The organism is Streptomyces sp. NPDC041122 (genome assembly GCF_055592445.1).
This window is the reverse complement of the sequence record NZ_JBVIYQ010000004.1, coordinates 339,127-360,700: the sequence shown is the minus strand read 5'-3', so window position 1 is coordinate 360,700 and position 21,574 is coordinate 339,127. Positions and strand designations below refer to the sequence as shown.

The following is a 21,574-nucleotide window of genomic DNA, read 5'->3' as shown; positions in this document are numbered from 1 at the left end:
GTAGAAGTGGGGTGCGCGGTGGTGCCCCGTTACGATAGGGCGCTCCCCGTCCGCGGTGGAGTACACGGACGACGGAGGATTCCCGGGCATGACGCACCACGACGAGCGCGACGAGCGGCCGCCGCGGCTGCGCCGTCGCGCACAGGGCGAACTGGAGTCGCAGGTGCTCGCCGCGCTGCACGCCGCGCGTGGTCCCGTCAGTGCGGCGTGGGTGCAGCAGCGGATCGGCGGCGACCTCGCGTACACGACGGTCATGACGATCCTCACCCGGCTGCTCGCCAAGGACGTGGTCACCCGCGAGCGCGCGGGACGGTCCTTCGCCTGGACGCCCGCCTCGGACGAGGCCGGGCTCGCCGCTTTCCGCATGCGCAAGGTCCTCGACGGCGAGAGCGACCGCGAGGCCGTGCTCGCCAGCTTCGTCACGACGCTCACGCCCGACGACGAACAGCTCCTGCGCGAGCTGCTCGGGCAGGCCGGCGCCGAGGCCGACGACTGACGCCCGACGGGGGTTCTCCACTGATGGGTGTGTTCGTCTTCCTGCCCCTCGTGCTGCCGCTGACCGCGTGGCCGATCGCCCGCCTCGCCGAGCAGCATCTCCATCCACGCACCGCGACACGGCTGCTGACCGCCGTCGCCGGGGTGATGGCGCTCTGCAGCACCCTCTGTCTGGCGCTCCTCATGGTCGTCGGCACCGCCCAACTGCCGGGAAACCCGCTGCCGGACGGCTGGTCCGACCCCGAGGTGCGGGCGGCCGTTCCCTACGACGAGGTCGCGGGGCGGGTCGCGATCCCCGCCCTGCTCGCGGTCTGGATCGCGTGCGCCCGGACGCTGTGGCGGCACGCGCGCGTACGGGTGCGTGGGCGGCGCGCCCTGGAGGGGCTGCCCGGCAACTCCGTCGCCGTCCTCGCCGAGGACGCGTCGTACGCCTACGCCCTGCCCTCGCGCGCGGGCGGCCGCGTCGTGGTCACCCACGGCATGCTCTCCCGGCTCACGGCCCCGGAGCGCCGCGCGCTCTTCGCGCATGAGCGGGCCCACCTGTCCGCGCGGCACCACCGGCACCTGATCGTCACGCAACTCGCGGCCCGCGCCAATCCGTTCCTGCGCCCGCTGCGCACCTCCGTCGCCTACGCCGCCGAGCGGTGGGCCGACGAGGCGGCGGCAGGAGCGGTGCGGGACCGGCGCGTGGTGGCCCGCGCCATCGGCAAGGCCGCGCTCGTGTCGCGCGGTGTGCCCGCGCCGACTCTCGCGGGACTCGCGGCGCCGGGGCCGGTGCCGCGCCGGGTCGCCGCGCTGCTCGCTCCGGCGCCGGCCGCCCGGACCCGCCCGTCCGTGTTCACGGCCGTGGGGCTGGCCCTCTGGTGCGCGGCCTTCGGCACCGCCGTGTCCGCGATGTCCTCGGCCAACTCGGCCGTGACGATGGTGCTCATCCTGCGGGCGGCCACACCGCTTTGAGTGGTGCGGGGCGCGGACCGGTCCGGGAGACCGGTCCGCGAGGCGTCAGAGGCCGGGTCAGAGGTCGAACTCGTGCGGCGGCAGCTCCAGCGCGAAGCACGCCTCGCGCACCACGGCCTGCTCGTCCTTGTCGAAGTCGCCGTCGGCGCCGCCGATGACGATGCCGATCTGGATGACCGCGCGGGCCTCCGCCGGCTTCTTCTTCGCCTTGGCGACCTCCTGGAGGACGCTCACCTTGCCGAACGCGAAGTCGGCGGTCAGCTTGTCCACGTACGCGTCGAAGCGGCGGCGCAGGTCGTCCGCGGGGAAGTTCTGCAGGACCTCGTTCGTGCCGATCAGCTGGGCCACGCGCTGGCGCTCGGACGGGTCGACGGTGCCGTCGGCGGCCGCCACCAGGGCGCACATCGCCATGCTGGCGTCGCGGAAGGCGCCGCTCTTGAGGTCGTTCTTCTTCGCCATCAGCTGCGTCTGCATCGTCGATGCGGATTCCTTGACGCGGTCCCACAGAGCCATGGGGAACTCCATAAACGTATCGATGTGTCGATGTATCAGGGGTGTTCGACGGGGTGCCCGGTACGCTGCGCGCAAGTCCGGGCCCCCGCCGGTTTCTACAGCAGAGTAGAAACTAGCAGTCGGGCCGAGAAGTTCCCGCACAGCGGAAGGTGCGCGCCATGACGCCCACGGCACACGAACTCCTGCGGACCACAGCCACCCGCCTGGCCCCCGACCCCGCCACGAATCCGCTCGTCCCGCGCATCGCCGACGGTTCGGCGCGGGTGCGCACGATCGCCGTCCTGGGTCTTGAGCAGCGGCACGTCATCCCCGCCGACCGGCGCTCCTTCCAGCACCTGTCCCGGCGTGCGGCCGAGGCGAAGGACCTGGAATCCGCCGCGTTCTTCGACGCCCTGGCCGACGGGGAGAGCCTCGCGCGGGAACGGCTCACCCCGCTGCTCGACGCCTGCGGGGTGAGCAGGAACGAGGCGGCCACGTACGAGCCGCAGGCCGGCTGCCAGGCCTACCCTTCGTACGTGGCGTGGCTCGCCCTGAACGGCGAGCCGGCCGACGTCGTCCTCGCGCTGACCGCGAACTTCGAGGTGTGGGGCCGCAGTTGCGCCGCGATCGCCCGCGCGCTGCGGGACCACTACGGCTTCTCCGACGCGGCTTGCGGCTTCTTCGACCTGTTCGCGGAGCCCGCGCCCGACCTCGACCGGCAGGCGCTCGCCGCGGTGCAGGCGGGCCTCGACCGGGGCCGGGTGACGGCGGCGCACCTGCGCTTCGGGCGGCTGGTGGCGCGGTACGAGGAGATGTTCTGGGAGACGGTCGCGCGGGGCGAGGGGGAGGCGTAACGGCAGTTGCCGCCGCTCGGCCCGTACCACCCGAGGCCCCCTTCCCAGACGTTTCCCGCGCAGAGTACGGTCCTGCCAGCGCGGACCAAAGGCTTTGGTTTCCGGCGCATCCGACCTCAGGGGTACGCGCGTGACCACACCGACCACCTCCGCCTCCTCCGTCCCCTCGACCCCGTCGACTCCGCCCGCACCCCGTGGCCTCGGCGGCGGCGCCATCGGGACCGGGGACCTGGTGTTCTTCGTGGTGGCCGCCGCCGCTCCCCTCACCGTCATGGCCGGGGTCGCGCCGGTGGCCATCGGCATGGCGGGCGGAGCGGCACCGCTCGGCTATCTGATCTCCGGTCTGCTGCTCATCGTCTTCGCCGCCGGCTTCACCGCCATGAGCCGTTTCGTGCGCAACGCAGGCGCCTTCTACGCGTACATCGGGCGGGGGCTGGGGAGGCCTACCGGGGCCGGCTCCGCCTACGTCGCGCTCTTCTCGTACAACGCCATCGAGGTCGGGCTGCTCGCCGCCTTCGGGTGGTTCGCCGAGTCGGGTGTCGAGGACCTCACCGGGGTGCATGTGCCGTGGTGGGTCTGGGCGTTGGCCGGACTGGCCGCCATCGGAGTGCTCGGCTATCTCAAGGTGACGCTGAGCGCCAGGATCCTCGGTGTCGCGCTCGTCCTCGAAGTGCTGGTGCTGCTCGTCTTCGAAGGGGGCGTCATCGCGGACGGGGGAGGCCCGCGCGGACTCGATCTCGGTACGCTCTCGCCCGCCGGCCTCGGCAACTCCGGGGTGGGCGGCATGTTCGTGCTGGCCATCGGGGCCTTCGTCGGCTTCGAGGCGACCGCCATCTACGCGGAGGAGGTGCGGCGACCCGAGCGGAGCGTGCCCCGCGCCACCTGCGTGGCGGTGGCGTTCCTCGCGCTCTTCTACACCTTCACCGTCTGGATGATCATCAACGCGTACGGATCCGATCGGGCCCGGGCGGTCGCGAACGGGGACGGCGGCACCGACATGGTGTTCTCGGCCACCGAGCGGTTCGCCGGAGCGTGGGCCGCCGACTCGATGCACGTCCTGCTCATCACCAGCGCTTTCGCCGCGACCCTCGCCTTCCACAACGGCGCCGCACGCTACTTCTACGCGCTCGGCAGGGAGGGCCTGTTGCCGGCCCGGCTCGGCACCGTCTCGGCGCGGACGAAGGCGCCGGCCGCCGCCGTCGTCGTGCAGTCGGGCATCGCTCTCGTCGTGACCGTGCTGACGACGGCCGTCGGAGCCGACCCGTACACGGTGACCTTCCTGTGGACCAGCGGCTCCGGCATCCTCGGCGTGATGCTCCTGCAGGCGCTCGCCGCGCTCGCCGTGTACGGCTTCTTCCGCGCCGACCGGCGCGGCATGCCGGCCTGGCGGGTGATCGTCGCGCCGCTGGTCGCGTGCGCGGGGCTCGCCGTCATGATCGTCCTTGTCTGCGCCGACCTCGACCTGCTCACGGGCGCCTCGACCGGCGTGAACGTCGCCCTGATCGCACCGCTGCCGGTGCTGTTCGCGGCCGGGGTGGTGCCGGCGCTGCGGATCAGACGACGCGACGCGGCGGCGTACGAGCGACTGACGACGGTGGACGCCGACCGGGTGTGACCGCCGCGTCCGTACGGTCGTCCAGAGGGCCGGTCCACCGCAGGGCTCCGAAGCCCTGAGCCCCCTGTAAGACCCCGAGACCCCGAAGTCACGAGACCTGGAGCAAGGAGCAGCGGCAGCATGACGGCGACCACCCTCGTCTTCCTGGGCACGGTACGCACCGGCGGTAGCGGTAGCGTTGACGGTTTCGATGAGGGGGGCGATCGGCCCGCCGGGACCCGCACCGCTGACAGCACGGCGCTCGCCGTGCGCGACGGCCGGATCGTCGCCCTGGGGGACGAAGCCCGCGCCCTCGCCCCGACGGCGGACGAGAGGGTCGACATCGGCTCCGGCCTGCTGATGGCCGCCTTCGGGGACGGCCACGCCCACCCGCTCTTCGGCGGCCTCGAAAGCTTCGGGCCGCAGATCAAGGAGCTGGACTCCGTGGACGCGATCGTCTCCGAAGTGGGGCGGTGGGCGAAGGAGAATCCCGATACCGAGTGGATCGTGGGCGCGTCCTACGACCCCGCACTCGCCCCCGACGGTGCGTTCGACGCGCGTTGGCTGGACGCCGCCGTCCCCGACCGGCCCGTCGTCCTGCGCGCCCACGACTACCACACGGTGTGGTGCAACACCGAGGCGCTGCGCCGGGCCGGGGTGAACGAGACGACGCCCGAACCACGCCTCGGCTGGATCGTGCGGCGCGCGGACGGCAGTCCTCTGGGAACGTTGCGCGAATGGCACGCCTGTGACCTGGTGCTCGACCAGGTGCCCGCGCGGGCCACGGACGACCTTGTGGAGGCGGTGCGCAGGGCCGGGCACGCGTACGCGCGCGCGGGCATCACCTGGGTCCAGGACGCCTGGGTCGAGCCGGAGATGGTTGAGGCCTATCTCGTCGCCGCCCGGAGCGGAGCCCTCTCCGTCCGGGTCGACCTCGCCCAGCGGGCCGACCCGGACCGCTGGCGCGAGCAGCTCGCGCCGTTCGCCGCGACCCGCGCTCGGGTGGCCGCCGACGGCGGGGAACTGCTCACCGCGCGGACGGTGAAGTACTTCAGCGACGGCGTCATCGAGGGCGGTACGGCCGCCATGCTCGATCCCTACCTCGACGCACCCCACAGCTGCGGCATGCCGGTCTGGGAGCCCGGCGCACTCGCCGAGGCCGTGCGGGCCTTCGACGCCGAGGGATTCCAGACCCACATCCACGCCATCGGTGACGCGGGCGTGCGCGCGGCGCTGGACGCCATCGAGTCGGCGGTGGCCCTCAACCCCGCCTGGGACCGCCGTCCGGTGATCACCCACGTCCAGGTCGTCGACCCCGCCGACCTTCCGCGTTTCGCGGCACTCGACGTCATCGCCAACTTCGAGCCGCTGTGGGCCCAGCCGGACCCGCTGCAGACCGAGCTGTCCATCCCGCGCATCGGCCCGGAGCGCGCCGGGCGGCAGTACCCGATGGGGGAGCTGGCGCGCGACGGCGTGCGGTTGTCGTTCGGCAGCGACTGGCCCGTCAGCTCGCACGTGCCGCTTGAGGGCATCCAAGTCGCCGTCACCAGGCGCACGTTCACGGGCGAGCCGACCGGCGGCTGGATCCCGCACCAGCGGCTCACCGTCGACCAGGCGCTGACGGCGGCGACGGCCGGCGTCGCCCACCAGGCGGGCGCCGACGACCGTCTGGAGCTCGCGCCGGGTGCCCCCGCCGATCTCGTGCTGCTCTCGGCCGACCCGCGGACGGCCGACCCCATGGAGATCCGGCACGCGCGCGTGCGGGGCACCTGGCTGGGCGGCCGCCCCACGTATCGGGCAACCGAAGGGTGAGCGCGCCGTCCTACCGGAAGGTGAGCGCCCGTCCATCCCCTACGAGCGGGTGATGGCCCGCCCTCCTATAGGGAGCCCTCTTGTAGAGCCCTCCCTATAGGAGGCTCATCAGCGTATGGAGGGGCATCGCACAGGGAGGGTCAACGGTGGCGCCGAAGGCCTGACGGCACGCCGCGCCTCACGCCACCGGAAGCGCGGAGGACACCGGCAGCACGATGGCCGTGGCGGCTATCCCGTCCCGCACTGCCCACCGGCCGGAGAACACCTTCACCTCCGCCCCTTCGACCACCGGCCCCTCGACCAGCAGCCGTGCCGTGAACGTCCCCTCCGGAGCCAGCTCGACCCGGGCGTCCTCGAAGCCGAGCCAGCGTCCGGTGAGCGGGAACCACGTCTTGTAGACGGACTCCTTGGCACTGAAGAGCAACCGGTCCCACGGGAGGTCCGGGTACCGGACACCGAGCGCTCCCAAAGCGGCTCGTTCCGTCTCGTCGGCCACCAGGTTCAGGACCTCCGGGTCCCGCAGACGCTCACCCGGCTCCGCGTCGATGCCGACCGAGATCACCTCGCCCGCGCGGGCCACGACGGCGGCACGGTACCCGGCGCAGTGCGTCATGCTCCCGACGACCCCGGCCGGCCAGCCCGGCGCGCCACGCAGGCCCGGGAGGATGGGCGCGGGCGGCACACCGATCCGGGCCAGGGCGGTGCGCGCGCAGTGCCGCACGGTGGTGAATTCGTTGCGCCGCTTGGCCACCGCCTTCGCGACCACCGCCTCCTCCTCGGGGAAGAGCACGGCGCCGACGGGGTCCTCGTGGGTCTCGACGACGGTGACAGGCACGTCGGCGAGCAGACTCGCCAAGGGTCCGGCGGGATCCGGCACTTGGCGCACGGGTATCGAAGGTGACGTCACGAGAGATCACCGTACCGGGCGGCGCACGCGCGCGTGCGGGCTGTGGCCCACGCCACCCGGCCGCCCTCCCGGGTGCGGCGGGCCGCCGACGAGCGCCTACGCTGGCGTGATGCAGGACGAGTACCGCACGGTGGCCCGCGAGGGCGTGCACGAGACCGAGATCAACCGCTCGCGCTTCCTGTGCGCCCTGGCGCCCGCGGCCACCGAGCGGGAGGCCCAGGACTTCGTCGCGCGCGTCCGCAAGGAGCACCCGACCGCCAGCCACAACTGCTTCGCGTACGTCATCGGGGCCGACGCCGCGGTCCAGAAGGCGAGCGACGACGGCGAGCCCGGCGGCACCGCGGGCGTCCCCATGCTCCAGATGCTGCTCCGCCGCGACATGCGGTACGTCGCCGCGGTGGTCACCCGCTACTACGGCGGCGTGAAGCTCGGCGCCGGCGGTCTGATCCGTGCCTACGGAGGATCGGTCGGCGAAGCCCTCGACGCCCTCGGGACCGTCACCCGCCGCCGCTTCCGCCTGGTCACCGTCACGGTCGACCACCAGCGCGCCGGAAAGGTCCAGAACGATCTGCGCGCGGCCGGACGCGAGGTACGCGACATCCGCTACGGCGAAGCCGTCACCATCGAGATCGGCCTGCCCGACGCCGACGTGGACGCCTTCCGGGGCTGGCTGGCCGACGCCACCGCGGGCAGCGCCATCCTCGAGCTCGGGGGAGAGGCGTACGGGGACGCCTGACACCTGACAGGGGAACCCCGGGATTCCCGCGGGCTCCCGGAGCTCCGGACAGAGCGGGATGGTTCGGGCAAAAGGTGCGGTGATGGTGCGGAGTGCCGGTGCCGGCATGGAGCGGTCTGAGGGAGCCGGCGGGGAGCGGTTACGGGAGTGGCCGCCCGTGATGTCCGACCCGCCCGATAGTCTCGTGAATCATGAGGCTGCTGCACACGTCCGACTGGCATCTGGGGCGATCGTTCCACCGCGTGAACATGCTCGACGCCCAGGCCGCCTTCATCGGTCACCTGGTGACGACGGTGCGCGAGCGCGACGTGGACGCCGTGGTCGTGGCCGGTGACGTGTACGACAGGGCGGTGCCGCCGCTCGCGGCGGTCGAGCTCTTCGACGACGCCCTGCACCGGCTCGCGGACCTCGGCGTGCCGACGATCATGATCTCCGGCAACCACGACTCGGCGCGCCGCCTCGGAGTCGGCGCGGGACTCATTGACCGCGCCGGCATCCATCTGCGCACCGCCCCCGCCGCCTGCGACCGGCCGGTGGTCCTCGCCGACGCACACGGCGAGGTGGCCTTCTACGGCCTGCCCTACCTCGAACCCGCCCTGGTGAAGGACGAGTTCGGCGTGGACAAGGCGGGACATGAAGCGGTTCTCGCCGCCGCCATGGCGCGCGTGCGTGCCGACCTCGCCGCCCGGCCGCGCGGGACGCGTTCCGTGGTCCTCGCCCACGCCTTCGTCACCGGGGGCGAGGCCAGCGACAGCGAGCGGGACATCACCGTCGGCGGCGTCGCGTCCGTGCCGTCCGGGGTGTTCGACGGCGTCGACTACGTGGCACTCGGCCATCTGCACGGCAGCCAGATCATCGACCCGCGCGTGCGCTACTCCGGGTCCCCCCTGCCGTACTCCTTCTCGGAGGCCGGCCACCACAAGAGCATGTGGCTCGTCGACCTCGGCCCCGACGGGGACGTCGAGGCGGAGCGCGTCGACTGCCCGGTGCCCCGCCCCCTCGCGCGGCTCCGGGGCACCCTCGACGAGCTGCTCGACGACCCCGCCCTCGCCCGCCACGAGGAGGCGTGGGTCGAGGCCACCCTCACCGACGCGGTGCGCCCCGACGACCCTATGGCCCGGCTCTGCGAACGCTTCCCGCACACCCTCAGCCTCGTCTTCGACCCGGACCGGGCACCCGACGACCCGGACGTCTCCTACGCCCAGCGCCTCCAGGGCCGCAGCGACCAGCAGATCGCCGTGGACTTCGTGACCCACGTGCGAGGAGCGGGCCCCGACGAACGGGAGCGGGAAGTGCTGCGTTCGGCGTTCGACGCGGTCCGTACCGACGACACCCTGCGCGAGGTCGCCCGATGAGGCTCCACCGGCTCCGCATCACCGCCTTCGGGCCCTTCGGCACCACCCAGGACATCGACTTCGACGACCTCGGCGCCGCCGGGCTCTTCCTGCTGCACGGCCCGACCGGCGCGGGCAAGACCTCCGTCCTGGACGCCGTGTGCTACGCCCTCTACGGCTCGGTGCCGGGCGCCCGGCAGGGCAGCGGGCAGGGCGTGACGCTGCGCAGCGACCACGCGCAGCAGGGCACCCGCACGGAGGTGTGCCTCGAACTCACCGTCGCCGGGCGCCGCTTGGAGATCACTCGCCAGCCCCCGTGGGAGCGCCCCAAGAAGCGCGGCAAGGGCACCACCATGGAGAAGGCACAGAGCTGGCTGCGCGCATACGACGCCGGAGCGGACCCGGCCGGCTGGAAGGACCTGAGCCGCTCCCACCAGGAGATCGGTGAGGAGATCACCCAGCTGCTCGGCATGAGCAAGGAGCAGTTCTGCCAGGTCGTGCTGTTGCCGCAGGGCGATTTCGCGCGCTTCCTGCGCGCGGACGCGGAGGCGCGCGGCAAGCTGCTCGGGCGGCTCTTCGACACCCGCAGGTTCGCCGCCGTCGAACAGCGCCTCGCCGAGCAGCGGCGCACCACCGAGGCGGAGGTCAAGGACGGGGACGCGGCCCTGCTCGCCGACGCGCACCGTATGCAACAGGCCGCCGGTGACGACGGCAACGGCGCCGAACTGCCTCTGCCCGACGCGGCCCCGGGCGACCCGGGTCTCGCGGACGCGGTCCTCGCCTGGGCGGCCGTCGCCCGCGTGGGCGCCCGCGAACGCCTCACCGTCGCGCGCTGCGCGCTCTCGGCCGCGGAATCGGCCCAGGCCGCCGCCGAGCGCCGGCTCAATGACGCGCGTGAACTCGACCGGCTCCAAGCCCGGTTCGCCGAGGCGCAGTCGCGCGCCGCGGAACTGCACGCGCGCGAGAGCGAACAGCGCGAGCTCGAAGAGCGTCTGGAACGGGCCCGCAAGGCCGAGAAGGTCGCGCCCGCCCTGGGCCTGCGCGACACCGCCGACGCCGACCACCACCGCGCGGCGGAGGCGGAGGCCCGCGCGCGTGGCCACCTGCCCGAGACGTTCGCGGCCTCCGGCGCGGCGGGCCTCGCCGCCGCCGCCCGTGCGGCGGCCGAGGAGCTGGGGGGTCTGACGTCGGCCCGCCGCGCCGAGCGGCGGATCGCCGAGATCACCGCCGAACGCGCGACGCTGGACCGCCAGGAGCGCGCGGACGACGAACTGCTCCAGGAGGCGGCGGGCTGGCTCGACGGCTGGGAGGCGCACCGGGCCGCGCTCCAGGAGCGCATCGCATCCGCCCAGGAGGCCGCGACCGACGCCGAGCGACTCGCGGGCCGCCTCGAACCGGCGCGGGCCCGCCTGGACGCGGCCCGCCGCCGCGACCGTCTCGCCCAGGACGTGGCCGCGGCGCAGCAACACGCCCTGGACGCCCGCGAGTCCGCCACCGCGGCCCACGAACACTGGCTCGCGCTCAAGGAGCAGCGCCTCACGGGCATCGCCGCCGAACTGGCCGCGCACCTCACGGACGGCGAACCGTGCGCGGTGTGCGGGGCGACGGAGCACCCGGCGCCGACCCAGAAGGTCGCCGGCCATGTCGACCGCCGCGCGGAGGAGGCGGCGCTCGCCGACCACCGCCTGGCGGACGAGTCACGCCAGGCGGCGGAGCGCGCCCTGGGAGACGTGCGGGAGTCTCTTGCGGCGGCGACGCAGGCGGCGCGGGGCGGCGGACCCGCGACGGATTGGGACGGGGCGACGGCCGGGACCGAGGACACGCCGGCCGCAGAAAGGGATACGGCCGCTGGAGCAGGCTTGTCCGTCGAGGCGGTCGACCGGACCACCGACGAACTGGCCACCGAGGTCGCTGCGTTGCTGCACGCCTACACCGAGGCGCGCGACCGTGCCTCCGGTCTGCACGCCGCCAGGGAGGCCCTCGATCAGGCCGAGCGGGAGCACGACCGCAGGCTCGCCGGTCAGCAGGAGGCCGCGCGGCGCGCCGCGTCCCGGACCACCCTGCGGGACGCCCTCGCCCGGGAACAGGAGTCGCTCGACGCGGAGTTGACGCGAGCGCGGGGCGGGAGCGGCAGCGTCGCGGACCGGGCCGCCCAGCTGGAACGGCAGGCCGCGCTGCTCACCGAGGCGGCGGACGCGGCGCGCGCGGCCGCCGACACCGCCGAGCGGCTCAAGGACGCGGACGCGCGCCTCGCCGACGCGGCCTACCGCGCCGGGTTCGACACGCCGGCGGCCGCGGCAGCCGCCCTGCTCGACGACGCCCGCTACCGCGAGGTCCAACACCGCATCGACGCCTGGCGGAACGAGGAGGCCGCGGTGCGTGCCGTACTCGCGGAGCCCGAAACGGCCGCGGCGGCACGGCAGCCCGCCGTCGATCTGCCGGCCGCGCGGGAGGCCGCCGAGGCGGCGGGACTGCGCTTGCGGGGCGCGACGTCCGCGCGGGACGCGGCGGAGCGCCGCTGCGCCGAACTCGACCGCCTCTCGGCCCGCTCGATCGCGGCGATGCGCAGGCTGGCACCTCTGCGGGACGCATACGACAGAGTGGCCCGGCTCGCCGGCCTGGCCGCAGGCACCTCGGCGGAGAACGAACGGCGGATGCGCCTGGAGTCGTACGTGCTCGCCGCCCGCCTGGAACAGGTGGCGGCGGCCGCGACCGTGCGGCTGCGCACCATGTCGTCGGGTCGCTACACCCTCGTCCACTCCGACGACCGTACGGGACGCGGCCGTTCGGGCCTGGGGCTGCACGTGGTGGACGCCTGGACGGGCCGCGAGCGGGACACGTCGACGCTGTCGGGCGGCGAGACGTTCTTCGCCTCCCTCGCTCTGGCCCTCGGCCTCGCCGACGTGGTCACCGACGAGGCGGGCGGCGTCCGCCTCGACACGCTCTTCATCGACGAGGGCTTCGGCAGCCTGGACGACCAGACGCTCGACGAGGTCCTGGACGTCCTCGACTCCCTGCGCGAACGCGACCGCAGCGTGGGCATCGTGAGCCACGTGGCCGACCTGAGGCGTCGGGTGTACGCGCAGCTGGAGGTCGTGAAGGGACGGGCCGGGTCGTCGGTACGGCAGCGGGGCGGGGTCTGAGGACACGGGACTCGATCGGCATGCGTGCGGCGCGGCAAAGCCGGGACGGCGCGCAGCCGACGTCCGGGTGAACCCGAATTCGGGACAAAACCGCCCCCCTGCGACAGCCGCGTAACAGCGCCCGCACCCGGGACAACTCCTTCCCGCCCCACCGGTCGAACCAGTTGCGTCGCACACCGCGCCGCGGCGGAGACGATGCCGTCCGGCGTGACGCACAACCGCCCCGACCGGACCCGGAGTTGCCCCATGCTCGGAAAGTCCCTGCCCACACGGCTCACCCTCACCGCCGCGCTCCTGCTCACCGCCGGCGCCCTGACCGCGCCCGCCGCCTCGGCGGAGCCGAAGGACACGGCGAACGGTGACGCCTATGTGCTGACCGTACGCACCACCCCGGCCAAGACCGACTTCGACCACCGTCGCGTCGACGTAACCGGCACCGTCACCAAGGCCGACGGCACCCCCGCGCCCAACCTCCCCGTCACCGTCCGGGAAGTCGTCCGGTTCACCACATGGAATCCGTGGGGCGACCCGATCGACCCGCACTACTACGAGCCGCGGGACCTGGGCAAGCCCGTCACCGACGCCGCCGGGAAGTTCACCCTTGCCGACGTCGACATCGACCACGTCACCGGCAGCAGCCTCCTCAACGTCGAGCGGAACGTGCAGATCACGGCCCTGTACGACGAGGACGGCGACCCCGACACCCCGCAGGACGGGCACTACGCCGACACCACCGTGACCACCACCGCCAAGCCCAGTTCCGTCACCTACAAGGTCAACAAGACGAAGGTGAAGGCCGGCGACATCCTCACCGTCCAGGGCAAGGTCAGTCTGCCCAGGGGAGTCGAACCCCAGGGCACCGAGATTTTCCTACAGACCTACTGGGAGAGCCAGTCCCACGTGAAGACGACCGCCGAGGAGGACGGCTTCTTCGTCCTGTCCGTGCGTGTCTCGCGCGACGACGGCGCGTTCACGCTGCGCACGGCGCCGGGGGACATGTACGTGACGGGCGCGGAGCAGAAGCTGCCCATCACCAACACGTCGCTGCCGCGCGCGTAGCGAGGCCGGGGCGATGGAGCGGAAGTACCGGGGCAGGTGCGCGCTAGAGCCAACCGGCCCGCACGCTGGTCACCGCTCCTGACCCCCCGTCCGCTTCGGGACGGGCGAGCTCGCCGGCCCACACCCGCTCCAGCACGCGGCGGACCGTGCCCACGATCTCGGGCGCCGCGGCGCGAAGGCCGTCCGCGTCCGCCGCGGAGATGTCGTGCGGTGCGATGCCGGTCTCGTTCAGCAGGCTGGAGACATCGGTGAGCCTGCCGGTCAGCCACCCGAGCGGATCATGGGACAGCTCCTCGACGAAGGTCCGCGGACCGGGTTCCCAGCCGACGATGCCGGGGTGGTGATGCGTCCGGTCGAAGGTGTCCGGGGCGGCGTCCGCGTCCTGCAGGAGATCCACCCGCCACAGTGGGCGGCCGATCGTGATGGGGCGGGCCGAGTAGATGGAGCCGGGCAGCTCGCCGCTTTCGAAGACCCGCAGCTCGAGCCGCGCCCCGCGCTCGGGCGTCTCCTGGCCGTGCAGCGGATGCGGATTCAGGAAATAGAGGTCGCTCACCACGGCACCGATCCGCTCGAAGGCGAATGCGTACAGCACGACGACCCCCTGGGGTTGCGCGTGAGACGGGAGAATCCGGTTCCATCGAGCGTACGGAAGGCGGCCCCCGCCGACACGGCCCAGAACCGGCCATCGACGTACGACCGCGGGCGGGCACGATCGACCGCTGGGAGGTCCGCGCGCCCTCCGCACCAGGAGGGGCCGACGAATCGCCGCCGACGACACGGGTGTTAGCTTCCTGCCCATGGTGGATCATCAGGACGAGACCAGAGTGGCCTACGACGGGGTCGTCGACCTGTACGCGTCGTTGTTCGCCGACCGGCTGGAGACACAGCCGGTCGCACGGCACATGATCGGCACCTTCGCCGAGTTGGTGCGGGGGACGGGCAACCTGCGGACTGCCGACGTCGGGTGCGGGCCCGGTCACCTCACGGCGATGCTGGACGGACTGGGGCTCGACGCCTTCGGACTCGACCTCTCGCCGGCCATGGTCGACCATGCTCGACGGGCCCACCCGGCGCTGCGGTTCGACGTGGCGCGCATGGAGAACCTGCCGGTCGAGGAGGGCTCGCTGGGCGGGGTGCTGGCCCACTACTCGATGATCCACACTCCGCCCGGCGAGTTGCCCGCGCTCCTCGCCGAGCAGGTGCGCGTCCTCGCGCCGGGGGGCCTGCTCCTGGTGTCCTTCTTCGGGACCGAGGGGCCGGAGCCGGTCCGCTTCGACCACAAGGTCACGCCCGCCTACAGCTGGCCGGTGGAGCGTTTCACCGAGTTGCTGACCGGGGCCGGGCTCGTCATTGTGGCTCGGCTGCTCCACGACCCGGCGTCCGAGCGGGGCTTCCTCGACACCCATGTGCTGGCCCGCCGACCGTAGGGCGCGCCAGGTGACCGACACCAGGTGATCACGAGGACATCAGGGACCTCAGCACGTCGACCTCACAGCCCGGCGCCGTCGGATCGAAGCCGTGCTCGACCAGCCAGCGAACCCCCAGCAGGCTGCGCAACGACCACCACGCGCGGATCACGTCGAGGTCGATGTCGACGTCGGTGCCGTAGCCGGCGACGAGGTCGCCGAGGTGCTTCTCGTGTCCGAGTGTCAAGGTGGCGAGGTCGTACAGGGCATCGCCCCGGCCCGCCTCGGACCAGTCGATGATGCCGGTGACCTCGTCATTGTCGACGAACACATGAGCGATCTGCAGGTCGCCGTGGGTGAACACCGGCGTCCACGGCCGGAGCGCGGCCTGGGCGATCCGGCGATTGCGGGTGACGAGGTCGGCGGGCAGGACGTCGTTGGACACGAGCCACTCGCACTCGCCGTCGAGTTCCGCCGCCAACGCGTCGAGTCCAGGGCCCGCCCGGCCGGGCCGGGGCGGCAGCGGCGCGTCGTGCAGGGTGCGGATGGCGGCGCCCGCCGCGGCCCACGCCGCTGGTGACGCGGTCGTCGGCTCACCGAGGCGGCCGAGCGCCGTCCCCGGGACCGCGGCGATCGCGAGCACGGGCGGCTTGCGCCACAGCACCTCCGGGGTGGGGACCGGCGCCGAGGCCATGGCCTCCACCTCGGCGTCGGCGCGGGCCTGATCGGCGTCCACCTTCAGGAACACGTCGCCGACGCGCAGGGTCGCGCGCTCGGAGTGGGCGACGACGACCTTGACCTCATCCACGGTGAGCATGGTGACCAGTATCGCGATACGGCCGGCGACGGCACCGGTATTTTTCCTGGGCACCGCGCGACCTCCGGGCACCCAGTCCATGAGCCGCTCGGTTGCGCGGCATCGATGCGGACCAGCAGGAAGGCAGAGCCGACCATGATCCTCCCGCAGGTGCGAGACCCACGGTTCGTGACGATCCGCCGTGGTGGGACCCTCACTGACCCGGACCACCAGCTCCTCGCCCGAGTGGGCCGAGTCGGTGGTCGAGGGTGGCGCCGACCTCGGGGCAGTTCGTACGGATGACGTCGAGGAAGGCGTTCAGTGCTGGGGAACGGTCCTGGGCGCGGAAGGACAGGATCAGATCGGGCAGTGGTGTTCGTGGGGTGACCTCGCAGAGCCAGGTGCCCCGACGTGGGGCCGTGAGCATGCGGGAGGGGCCCAGGCCGACGCCCACTCCGCAGGCGGCGAGGCCGATGATGGTGTGGATGTCCCTCGCGACGGTCGCGCCGGCGAGTGCAGGGGAGTCCTTGCCCAGCAGGGTCCGCAGCCCGGCGACGGCGGCGGGTTCGTCCTCCTCCGGCGCCACGATCAGTGGTTGTTGCCGCAGTTGCTCGACGTCCACAGATGACTGTCCCGCGTATGCGTGTGTGCTGCTGACGACGGCGACCAGGTGGTCGTGTCCGATCGGGGCCGACACCAGCTGCTCGGCGCCGATGCCCCGGGGCGGGCCGAGGCCGATCGCCACGTCCAGTTCGCCGGCGATGAGCGCGGCGGTGCTGCGTCTGGTTGCCATCTCGTGCAGTTCGAGGCGTACGTCGGGCCGTTCGCGGCCGAACCGGCCGAGGACGTCCGGCAGGGGTTCGAGCAGTGCCGAGGCGATGAAGCCCAGGCGTAGCTGTCCTGTCTCCCCGCGTGCTGCCCTGGCCGCGTCCACCGATGCCGCGGCGATCTCGTCGAGCGCCCTGCGCGCCCGGGGGAGGAAGGCCGTGCCGGCCGCCGTTGGGAACACTCCCTGGCGGGTGCGATCGAACAAGCGGGCGCCCACTTCCCGTTCGAGGTCGGCGATCTGTTTGGACAGCGGAGGTTGCGCGATGCCCAGCGCGCGGGCCGCCCGGCCGAAGTGCGCGTGCTCGGCGAGAGTCAGCGCATAGCGCAGGTGCCGCGTCTCCATGTAAAGCCTCCCAGCCATATCTCATATGTATCGTCGGGCAGCCTGTCAGATCTTTCATTGGATGATCGGGGCCGGGTCGCGTGGAATGCGGTCATGACCGATTCTTCCTCCACAGACACCGTCTTCGTCTTCGTGCACGGGGCCTGGCACGGTTCCGGGCAGTGGGCGGCGACCCAGCGCGCACTCGCCGTACGCGGTGCCGCGAGCATGGCCGTCGATCTGCCGGGGCACGGCTTCGACGCGCCCCTGCCCAGCGGCTACCTCCAGCCGGGCCAGCCGGGCCTGCTGACCGAGAAGTCCGCGCTCGCCACCGTGACGATGGACGACAGCGCCGAGTCCGTCCTCGACACGCTGCGCCAGGCCCGCCGCCACCGTCGGGTCGTGCTCGTCGCGCACAGCGCGGGCGGCGGCCCCGCGTCATTGGCCGTCGAACGCGCACCCGAACTCGTCGATGAGATCGTCTATCTTTCGGCCTTCGTGCCCGCCGGACGGCCCCGGTTCTTCGACTATCTCGGCTCTCCCGAGCACGCGACGGCTCGGGGTCAGAGTCTCAACCTCGGCGACCCCGGGGAACTGGGCGCCGTGCGGATCAACCCGCTCTCGCAGGATCCCGCCTACGTCGAGGAGTTGCGGCAGACCCACTACCACGACACCCCCGCGGACCGTTTCGACCGCTGGCGCTCGGCACTGAGCCCCGATCTGCCGCTGGCGATCCCGGCCACTCCGGTCACCGTGACTCCGCAACGCTGGGGGAGTGTTCCGCGGACCTTCGTGCGCTGCGCCGACGATCGGGCGCTGCCGGCGGCCGTGCAGGATCTGATGATCGCGGAAGCCGACCGGGCCATGCCCGGCAACCCGTTCACCGTGCGCACCCTGCCGGGCAGCCACAGTCCGTTCGCCGCCCGGCCCCACGAGCTCGCCGCGGCTCTGCTGCCGTGAGCGGCGGACGCCTCGTGCTGCCGGTGGTGCTCAGCGCCACTTTCGTGCAACTGCTCAACGTCACGGTCGCCCAGGTGGCCGCGCCGGCGATACAGGCCGGCCTGGGCGCTGGTCCCGGCTCCGTGCAACTGGTCCTCGCCGGATACACCCTGACGTACGCGTGCCTGCTCATCCCCGCCGCACGGCTGGGCGACCGGTACGGCTACCGCCGGCTGTTCGTGGCGGGCAGCGTGGTCTTCACCGCGGGTTCGCTGGCCGGCGCGTGTGCCCCCGACGCCGCATCGCTGATCATTGCACGGCTGGTGCAGGGCGCGGGCAGCGGTCTGGTCGCCCCCCAGGTCCTGTCGCTCATCCAGGCCGCCACTCCTGCAACGCGCCGGCCGCGCGCCTTCGGCCTGTACGGCGCCACCATGGCCGTCGCGTCTTTGGCCGGGCCGCTGATCGGCGGACTCGTCCTCAGTGCCGATCTGTTCGGCCTCGGCTGGCGGCCGGTGATGCTCCTCACCGTGCCGGTGACGCTCGCCTCGCTGGCAGGAGCGACCGCGCTGCCCCGCACCCGCGGAGCGGACGGACTCCGCGTCGACAAGCTGGGTGCGCTGCTGGTCACCATAGGAGCCGGCGCGCTGGTCCTGCCCCTGGCGCTGGGGCGGGAAGCAGGCTGGCCCTGGTGGACGTGGGCCGGCTTCGCCGTGGCTGTGGCCGCCCTCGGCCACTTCGTCCGGAGCCTCCCGCACCGGCCTGATCCGCTGATCCATCCCGCGGTGCTGCGTGACCGGTCGGCGCGGAGAGGCACGTTGCTGGTGTTCGTGTTCAACACAGGCGTGCCCTCCTTCACCTACCTCCTCTTCCTCCACCTTCAGTCCGCTGTCGGGTACTCGGCCCTGGCGGCCGCACTGACGTCGGCACCGTTCGCCGCCGGCGCCGTCGTCGGCAGCAGGGCCGCGCCCGCTCTCACTCGCCGGCACGGGCCGACGGTGCTCACCGTCGCGTCCCTGATCCTCGCCGGGATGTGCCTGGCGCTGGCCCCCCTCGTCGGCTCGGCGGCGGGACGCCAGACGGCACTCCCCGTGCTGGCCGTCGGCGGAGCCGCGTTCGGCGCCTTCACCGCGTCGGTGTTCACCCTGGTCCTGGCCCAGGTGCACGGCCCCGCAGCCGCTTCGGCCTCCGGCCTGCTGCCCACAGCACAGCAGCTCGGCGGATCCATCGGAGTGACCGCGGCCGGACTCGCCTACTACGCCCCCGCCGCCGATGCGGACACCGCGTTCCGGCACGCCATGCTCTACCAGGTCGCCGCCTTCACGATCACCGCGCTGATCAGCCTGCGGCTCCACCACCGACCTGGCACCGAGCCCGTTCACGGCCACAGCAGTCACAGCGGAAGGGCACGCAGGTGAAGCGTCGGCCTCCAGCGGCCTCCGCCTCACCCCGTCGGCCGTGCCCGCTCCGAATCGCCGAGGGAACACCGACGACCATCGCCGCTTTCTGAAACCGGCGATCCTCGCGACACTTGAAGCTCTCCCGTCCCAACTGCCGCTCGACCAACGCGCTTTCTGCGGGACAGCACGGCACTCAGAAGTGTGCATCCGAAAGCAGCGCCACCCGCCCGCAGTGGCCGTCAGCACACTCAGAGCACCGGATAGGCGAGACCCTCTCGTGCGTTCTGCTCATGATCGGTTGTCGAAGGCGGTGCTCACGGGGCGCGGAAAGCTGGATCGCAGCAGAAGCCACTGCTTACGGAACCGCGTCCCCTGCATCGACTGCAGGATCCGCGGTTTAGCTGACAAGGAAGGCGCGCCGTTGACAATGGATCGGCAAATCCGCCGCCTCGCCAACGAACGTACCCAGGAGCATCGCCAGTTGATCAGCTCACGCGTGACAACATGTTGAGGCTGGTCACCGGCTTGTCGGCGAGGAACATGAGGACGTCTTCGCCGTTCCCTCCTTTGACACGCTGTGTCTGCAGTTTGATCTTCACGGGTGCGCTGCAGGCACCACGGTCGGCGGACGCCGGATCGGCGTCAAGGTCTGCGTAAAAGCTGTCGGTCGCCGTACGGTTGAGCCTGAGGCGGTATGTGCAGGTAGCTGAGCCGTTCTGGCCATCGATGTCGGCTGTGAGCGTGCCTACTTCTTCGCCGACCCGGCCGGCCTTGAGTTCGAGCTCATTGCCGTAGCCGTTCTGGGAGTCGTTCCAGCGTCCGACGAAGGAGGCGGGAAGGGCGACCGGTTGGTCGGGTTGGTCGCTTCCCTGGCGGTCGATCCATATGCCGAGGCCCACTGCGGCGAGCACCAGGACGACTCCTACGGCCAGGCCGAATTGCTTCTTCGACTCGGCATCCGGGGCTTTCGGCTTCGTCGATGCCGTGGGCGCGGGCTTCCCCTCGCTCGCAGGCTTCGGCTTGGGCTTGGGCTGGGCGATTGCTGTCATCGTGGCGGCGCCCGGACCGGACGCGGGTGCGGGGTCCACGGCCGTGGGCGGGTGAGGCGGCACGGGACCTCGTACGGGCGGCCCCGGATTCGGCGGCCCGGACTCCATTTGGAGCAGTTCCACGGCCCGGCGGCCGATGCCCTCGGCGACTGCCGTGGGCAGCCACCGGGAAGAGTTCTCCAGCAACGCGCCCGCACCCTGCTGACCAGCCAGGGCCCGGATGACCTCCAGCGGTTCCGGACGGGCGGAAGGATCTTTGGCGAGGCAGGCGGAGACCAGTTCACGTATGGCATCCGGTACGACACCGTCGAGCTGTGGCTCGACGTGAACGATCCGATAGAGCAGTTGGGCGGCGCTGTCACCAGGGAAGGGCGGGTGGCCGCTAGCCGCATAGGCGAGCACGGCGCCGAGCGCGAAGACGTCCGTGGCGGGGCCGACAGGCGCTTCGCCGGTGACCTGCTCGGGGGCCATGAAGCCGGGCGAACCCACGGCCATGCCGGTCGAGGTGAGCCGGGTCGCCGTCTCAGCGGCACGGGCGATACCGAAGTCGATCAAATACGGGCCGTCGAGCGCGAGCAACACATTGGACGGCTTGACGTCCCGGTGCACGAACCCCTGGGCATGCACGGCCTTCAGCGCCTCGGCCAGCCCTGCTCCCAGCGTGCGTACGGTCCGGTGAGGCAGTGGACCGTGCTCCTCCACGATGTGCGTCAGGTCGCTGCCCGCCACGAAGCCAGTCGCCACCCACGGAACCTCAGCCTCCGGATCGGCGGCGAGTACGGCGGCGGTGTAGTCGCGGTCCTGGGCCGCATTCACCACCCGCGCCGCCGCTACCTCATTCACGAACCGCGAACGGAAGCGCTCATCCGCCGCCAAGTGGCGGTGCACCACCTTCACGGCAACGAGTCGGCCACCCGGGCTGCGCCCCAGATACACCCGCCCCATCCCGCCGTGCCCAAGCACTCCCAGCAACCGGTACGACCCCACCTCGCTCGGGTCGTCCGCGCCCAGCGGTTCCAGTGCCCTCATTGCCACGCCCCTCGCACGCACGAACCAGAGATGAGTTCTCCCAATCAGACTACGAGCAGAGGGCGTTGGCTACGCGCTTGCCCACGAGGGCGGTCCCGTCACAGCCTCGCAGGGACCCCACCATCAACGCACCACTTCGCACGACCAGGGACTGTCTCCTTGAAGGGCTATGGGTGCCATTCCTGCTGGTAGGCGGGGTGTTCAGCATATGACTGGCCAAGGACTCGCAGCGCGTATGCCAGACCGGCTGAGCGGGAGTCCGAAGGGGGCCATGGCGTTGTAATCGTTCGCCAGAGGGCCTCTCCCCCCATGGTTTCGGCCACATAGGCGTAGGCGTGGTTGTCGTCGTTGATGCGCGCGACGAGCCGCCACCCGCTACGCCACTGGACGCGTGCTCGCCACCGGCGAGTCCTGCACCCGACCCG

The 21,574-nt window shown here is 72.2% G+C and carries 18 protein-coding genes and 1 pseudogene; 13 read left to right on the top strand and 6 right to left on the bottom strand.

What is annotated here, in order from left to right:
* Positions 1-88 precede the first annotated feature (88 nt).
* Together ACZ6B8_RS17710 and ACZ6B8_RS17705 are read left to right on the top strand one after the other, a co-directional pair.
* Positions 89-496, top strand: coding sequence for a BlaI/MecI/CopY family transcriptional regulator (locus ACZ6B8_RS17710; RefSeq protein ID WP_355806730.1), 408 nt, complete (start codon positions 89-91; stop codon positions 494-496).
* Positions 497-519: 23 nt separating this feature from the next.
* On the top strand, positions 520-1,452 hold the full coding sequence (locus tag ACZ6B8_RS17705) for a M56 family metallopeptidase (protein WP_471607765.1): 933 nt from the start codon (positions 520-522) through the stop codon (positions 1,450-1,452).
* 57 nt (positions 1,453-1,509) lie between these two features.
* Here ACZ6B8_RS17705 and ACZ6B8_RS17700 read toward each other — a convergent pair whose 3' ends face one another.
* Positions 1,510-1,965: a tellurite resistance TerB family protein gene (locus tag ACZ6B8_RS17700; RefSeq protein ID WP_471083199.1), complete on the bottom strand. Its 456-nt coding sequence runs from the start codon at positions 1,963-1,965 to the stop codon at positions 1,510-1,512.
* A 158-nt stretch (positions 1,966-2,123) separates the two neighbouring features.
* On the opposite strand from ACZ6B8_RS17700, the gene ACZ6B8_RS17695 reads away from it, so the two are divergent.
* The 3 genes from ACZ6B8_RS17695 to ACZ6B8_RS17685 all read left to right on the top strand — a co-directional run bounded on the left by ACZ6B8_RS17695 (position 2,124) and on the right by ACZ6B8_RS17685 (position 6,204).
* Complete coding sequence (locus ACZ6B8_RS17695) at positions 2,124-2,798, top strand: thiaminase II/PqqC family protein (protein WP_471607764.1); 675 nt, start codon at positions 2,124-2,126, stop codon at positions 2,796-2,798.
* Between the two features lie 130 nt (positions 2,799-2,928).
* Entirely contained in the window at positions 2,929-4,413 is a 1,485-nt protein-coding gene (locus ACZ6B8_RS17690) for an APC family permease (protein ID WP_471607763.1), read from the top strand.
* Positions 4,414-4,533: 120 nt separating this feature from the next.
* Positions 4,534-6,204 carry an amidohydrolase gene (locus ACZ6B8_RS17685; RefSeq protein WP_471607762.1) on the top strand — a complete coding sequence of 557 codons (1,671 nt, stop codon included), beginning with the start codon at positions 4,534-4,536 and terminating at the stop codon, positions 6,202-6,204.
* Between the two features lie 178 nt (positions 6,205-6,382).
* On the opposite strand, the gene ACZ6B8_RS17680 is transcribed toward ACZ6B8_RS17685, so the two are convergent.
* Positions 6,383-7,060, bottom strand: coding sequence for a 4'-phosphopantetheinyl transferase family protein (locus ACZ6B8_RS17680; RefSeq protein WP_471083912.1), 678 nt, complete (start codon positions 7,058-7,060; stop codon positions 6,383-6,385).
* Positions 7,061-7,220: 160 nt separating this feature from the next.
* Here ACZ6B8_RS17680 and ACZ6B8_RS17675 point away from each other — a divergent pair, with 160 nt between their 5' ends.
* The 4 genes from ACZ6B8_RS17675 (at position 7,221) to ACZ6B8_RS17660 (ending at position 13,383) form a co-directional block, all read left to right on the top strand.
* Entirely contained in the window at positions 7,221-7,847 is a 627-nt protein-coding gene (locus ACZ6B8_RS17675; protein WP_471083212.1) for a YigZ family protein, read from the top strand.
* A gap of 191 nt (positions 7,848-8,038) precedes the next feature.
* Positions 8,039-9,202: an exonuclease SbcCD subunit D gene (locus ACZ6B8_RS17670; RefSeq protein WP_471607761.1), complete on the top strand. Its 1,164-nt coding sequence runs from the start codon at positions 8,039-8,041 to the stop codon at positions 9,200-9,202.
* The gene (locus ACZ6B8_RS17665) at positions 9,199-12,324 is read left to right on the top strand and encodes an AAA family ATPase (RefSeq protein WP_471607760.1); all 3,126 of its coding nucleotides are present in this window, start codon (positions 9,199-9,201) and stop codon (positions 12,322-12,324) included. Before ACZ6B8_RS17670 ends, ACZ6B8_RS17665 begins: the two co-directional genes overlap by 4 nt.
* 246 nt (positions 12,325-12,570) lie before the next feature.
* A complete protein-coding gene (locus ACZ6B8_RS17660) occupies positions 12,571-13,383 on the top strand; it encodes an acyl carrier protein (RefSeq protein ID WP_471607759.1) in 813 nt (270 codons plus the stop codon).
* A 43-nt stretch (positions 13,384-13,426) separates the two neighbouring features.
* On the opposite strand, the gene ACZ6B8_RS17655 is transcribed toward ACZ6B8_RS17660, so the two are convergent.
* A complete protein-coding gene (locus tag ACZ6B8_RS17655) occupies positions 13,427-13,975 on the bottom strand; it encodes a hypothetical protein (RefSeq protein WP_471607758.1) in 549 nt (182 codons plus the stop codon).
* 205 nt (positions 13,976-14,180) lie between these two features.
* Here ACZ6B8_RS17655 and ACZ6B8_RS17650 point away from each other — a divergent pair, with 205 nt between their 5' ends.
* Positions 14,181-14,810: a class I SAM-dependent methyltransferase gene (locus ACZ6B8_RS17650; RefSeq protein WP_471607757.1), complete on the top strand. Its 630-nt coding sequence runs from the start codon at positions 14,181-14,183 to the stop codon at positions 14,808-14,810.
* A gap of 28 nt (positions 14,811-14,838) precedes the next feature.
* Here the strand turns inward: ACZ6B8_RS17650 and ACZ6B8_RS17645 are convergent, their stop codons facing one another.
* Positions 14,839-15,597 (bottom strand): phosphotransferase family protein, encoded by a 759-nt coding sequence (locus ACZ6B8_RS17645; protein WP_471607925.1) that lies wholly within the window; start codon positions 15,595-15,597, stop codon positions 14,839-14,841.
* Positions 15,598-15,741: 144 nt separating this feature from the next.
* Between ACZ6B8_RS17645 and ACZ6B8_RS17640 the strand changes: the two are divergent.
* Positions 15,742-15,828: pseudogene (locus ACZ6B8_RS17640) on the top strand (putative immunity protein); the annotation flags it as partial.
* Here the strand turns inward: ACZ6B8_RS17640 and ACZ6B8_RS17635 are convergent.
* Entirely contained in the window at positions 15,800-16,756 is a 957-nt protein-coding gene (locus ACZ6B8_RS17635) for a LysR family transcriptional regulator (protein WP_471607756.1), read from the bottom strand. The pseudogene ACZ6B8_RS17640 and the gene ACZ6B8_RS17635 overlap by 29 nt on opposite strands.
* Positions 16,757-16,849: 93 nt before the next feature.
* Between ACZ6B8_RS17635 and ACZ6B8_RS17630 the strand changes: the two genes are divergently transcribed.
* Together ACZ6B8_RS17630 and ACZ6B8_RS17625 are read left to right on the top strand one after the other, a co-directional pair.
* Entirely contained in the window at positions 16,850-17,695 is an 846-nt protein-coding gene (locus tag ACZ6B8_RS17630; protein ID WP_471083230.1) for an alpha/beta hydrolase, read from the top strand.
* The gene (locus ACZ6B8_RS17625) at positions 17,692-19,089 is read left to right on the top strand and encodes an MFS transporter (RefSeq protein ID WP_471607755.1); all 1,398 of its coding nucleotides are present in this window, start codon (positions 17,692-17,694) and stop codon (positions 19,087-19,089) included. Before ACZ6B8_RS17630 ends, ACZ6B8_RS17625 begins: the two co-directional genes overlap by 4 nt.
* A 467-nt stretch (positions 19,090-19,556) precedes the next feature.
* Here ACZ6B8_RS17625 and ACZ6B8_RS17620 read toward each other — a convergent pair whose 3' ends face one another.
* Complete coding sequence (locus tag ACZ6B8_RS17620) at positions 19,557-21,149, bottom strand: protein kinase domain-containing protein (RefSeq protein WP_471607754.1); 1,593 nt, start codon at positions 21,147-21,149, stop codon at positions 19,557-19,559.
* Positions 21,150-21,574 lie beyond the last annotated feature (425 nt).